This is a genomic window from uncultured Campylobacter sp. (genome assembly GCF_938030785.1).
In the GTDB taxonomy this organism is placed as follows: Bacteria; Campylobacterota; Campylobacteria; order Campylobacterales; family Campylobacteraceae; genus Campylobacter_B.
Genome location: NZ_CALHIK010000119.1, coordinates 1 through 2,848 on the forward strand (window position 1 = coordinate 1; position 2,848 = coordinate 2,848).

Genomic DNA, 2,848 nt, shown 5'->3' on the forward strand with positions numbered 1-2,848 from the left:
AAATCCCTCGGATCGGCGATCTTGCCTGCGACGGCGCTAGCTGCGGCGACGGCGGAGTTTGCCAGATATACCTCGCTGCTACGATCTCCCATGCGGCCGACGAAATTTCGATTAGTCGTGCTTACGCAGCGCTCGCCCACGCCCAAAATCCCCATATATCCGCCCAGGCACGCGCCGCAGGTCGGGTTGCTCACGACTGCGCCCGCTTCGACGAAAATATCCCACAGCCCCTCTTTTTGCGCGGCCAGAGCGATTTTTTGCGTCGCAGGCGTGATGATGAGGCGAGTTTTGCGCGCGACCTTGCGACCTTTTAAAATTTGCGCGGCGATCCGCAGATCGGAGAGTCTGCCGTTGGTGCAGCTGCCGATAAATACCTGATCGACGGCGATGTCATCGCGCACTGCTTCGCGCACGCTCTTGCCGTTGCTAGGCAGAAACGGATACGCAATCACCGGATCGAGCCTGCTCACATCGATCTCTAAAATTTGCTCATAGTTCGCGCCCTCGTCGGAGTAGTGAAATTTCGGCTCGGCGCGCAAATTTTTATCTGCCAAAAATTCCTTCGTGATCTCATCGACCGCGACGATACCGCTCTTACCGCCCGCTTCGATCGCCATATTGCAAAGCGAAAATCTGCTATCCATATCCAAATGCTCCAGCGCGTCGCCGCAGAACTCCAGCGCCTTATAGCGCGCGCCATCCACGCCGATGAGGCGGATCACCTCTAAAATCAGATCTTTACCGTAGATGTGCGGCGCGGGCTTGCCGCGAAAGATCACTTTGATCGTAGGTGGCACCTTAAACCAATTCTTGCCCGTTATCATCGCAAAAGCAAGATCGGTGCTGCCCATACCGGTCGCAAAAGCCCCCAGCGCGCCGTGGGTACAGGTGTGGCTGTCCGCGCCGATGATGACGTCGCCGGGTACTACGAGCCCCTTTTCAGGCATCAGCGCGTGCTCGATACCCATATCCTTTTCGTCGAAATAGTTTTTCAAATCGTGCTTATAGGCAAACTCGCGTGAAATTTTAGCTTGGTTTGCGCTTAAAATATCCTTCGTAGGGATATAGTGATCCATCACGATCGCAAAGCCGTCCGGATTGGCGAGCTTTTTTGCGCCGCTAAGCTCAAACTGCTTGATCGAAATTGGCGTCGTGATGTCGTTGCCGATGACCATATCGATGGCGCTTTCGATGATCTGTCCCGCAAAAACCGCCTCGCCCACGTGCTCGCTAAAAATTTTCTCCGTGATCGTCTGCTTCATAAAATCTCCTTCGTGTCGGTTAAATTTGCGCGATTTTAGCTAAAAAATCATAAATTTTTGCAATTTTATGTATAATTGAGCCGCAAGGAGCGAGATGATGGAAATTTTAGATATTTTTGCAAACCGCAGAAGCGTAAGAAAATACGCGCCTAAGCCGCTTGAGGACGAGGCGCTGGATAAAATTTTAAAAGCGGGTCTGCTTGCGCCCTCAGGTCGCGCGCTCTGTCCGTGGGAGTTCATCCTCGTGCGCGACAAACGGATGCTTGAGCGGCTAAGCGCATGCCGCGAAAGCGGAGCGGATATGCTAAAACAGGCCACGGCCGCGATCGTAGTGATCGCAGATACGCAGAAGCAGGACGTCTGGATCGAGGACTGCTCGGTAGCGCTAGGCTACATGCACCTTGCCGCAAGCGCGCTAAATCTCGGCAGCTGCTGGGTGCAGGTAAGATTGCGCGCCGCCGCGGACGGACGCAGTAGCGAGGAGTTTTTGCGCGAGGCGCTGGGCTTTCCGCTAAATTTCAAAGCAGAAGCGATACTAGCCCTCGGCGTACCGCAGCAGCACCCGAGCCCGCACGATCTGCAAAAGCTAAATTTAGCCAAAATCCATAAAGAGAAATTTTAACGCGTATGAAGTATCAAAACTTAATTCAAATTTGCGACTATCTGCAAAGCAAAAAATTTATCTCGCACATAAAGCGCACGGGCGATAATCTTTTTAAAATTTGCTTCGACGGCGACGAGACGCTGTTTTTCGACATGGACAAAACGAGCTCAAACATCCACAAAAACGCCGCATTTACCGAGAGCAAAACCTACAAGGCGCCCTTTGACGTGGTGCTCGCCAAGCGCTTTGTGAAAAGTAAAATTTTAAAGATCGCCGTGCCGCAAAATAATAGAATTTTATCCATTCGCACCGAGCTTAGCGTGGGCTATAAAAGGCTCGTTTCGGAGATCTATTTCGAATTTACCGGGCGCTTTACGAACGTCATCATCACGGATGAGGCGGGGGTTATTTTGGAGGCGCTGCGCCACTTCGATAACGATTTTAGAAGCATTCGCGTCGGCAAAAAGCTGATCCCGCTGCCCCCGCGCGAGATAAAAGAGCAAAAGGTAGCGCGCATAGAGGATTTTGACGCCTTTTTTGAAGCAGAATTTAAAAGCTTAAACGAGCGCAAGATCACCTCGCTAAGAAACGTAAAGCTCGCTCGCATCGAGAAAAAAACGGAGGCTTTAAGCCAGAGCCTAAAGGAGCTTCCAAGCGCGGCCGAGCTTTTGAGGCAGGCCGAGCTTTTTAGCCTGCGCGCCGATCTGCTGAAGGAAAATTTATACAAAATCAAAGACTACGAAAGGCATATTTCGCTCATTTCGCGCGCTGGCGAGCGGGTGGAGTTTGATATACAAGACCCGCCTAAAATCGCACTTTCGCAGCTGTATGCCGAAGCAAAAAGGCTGCGAAACAAAAGCGCAAATTTGCATCTGGAGGAGCAAAATTTAAAAAGCAAGCTGGAATTTTACGAAAATCTGCGCGAGCTGATCCAAAACGCGCAGAGCGAGCAGGAGCTTGAAATTTTGCTTCCGCGCAAACG

At 51.5% G+C, this 2,848-nt stretch carries 3 protein-coding genes; 2 read left to right on the top strand and 1 reads right to left on the bottom strand.

The features are described from left to right. Nucleotides 1-1,262: 3-isopropylmalate dehydratase large subunit (locus Q0438_RS06920; RefSeq protein WP_299189391.1), on the bottom strand; the 1,262-nt coding region annotated here is incomplete at its 3' end. Between the two features lie 94 nt (nucleotides 1,263-1,356). Between Q0438_RS06920 and Q0438_RS06925 the strand changes: the two genes are divergently transcribed. After that, nucleotides 1,357-1,884 (top strand): nitroreductase family protein, encoded by a 528-nt coding sequence (locus Q0438_RS06925; protein ID WP_299189393.1) that lies wholly within the window; start codon nucleotides 1,357-1,359, stop codon nucleotides 1,882-1,884. Between the two features lie 5 nt (nucleotides 1,885-1,889). After that, nucleotides 1,890-2,848: NFACT family protein (locus tag Q0438_RS06930; protein ID WP_299189396.1), on the top strand; the 959-nt coding region annotated here is incomplete at its 3' end.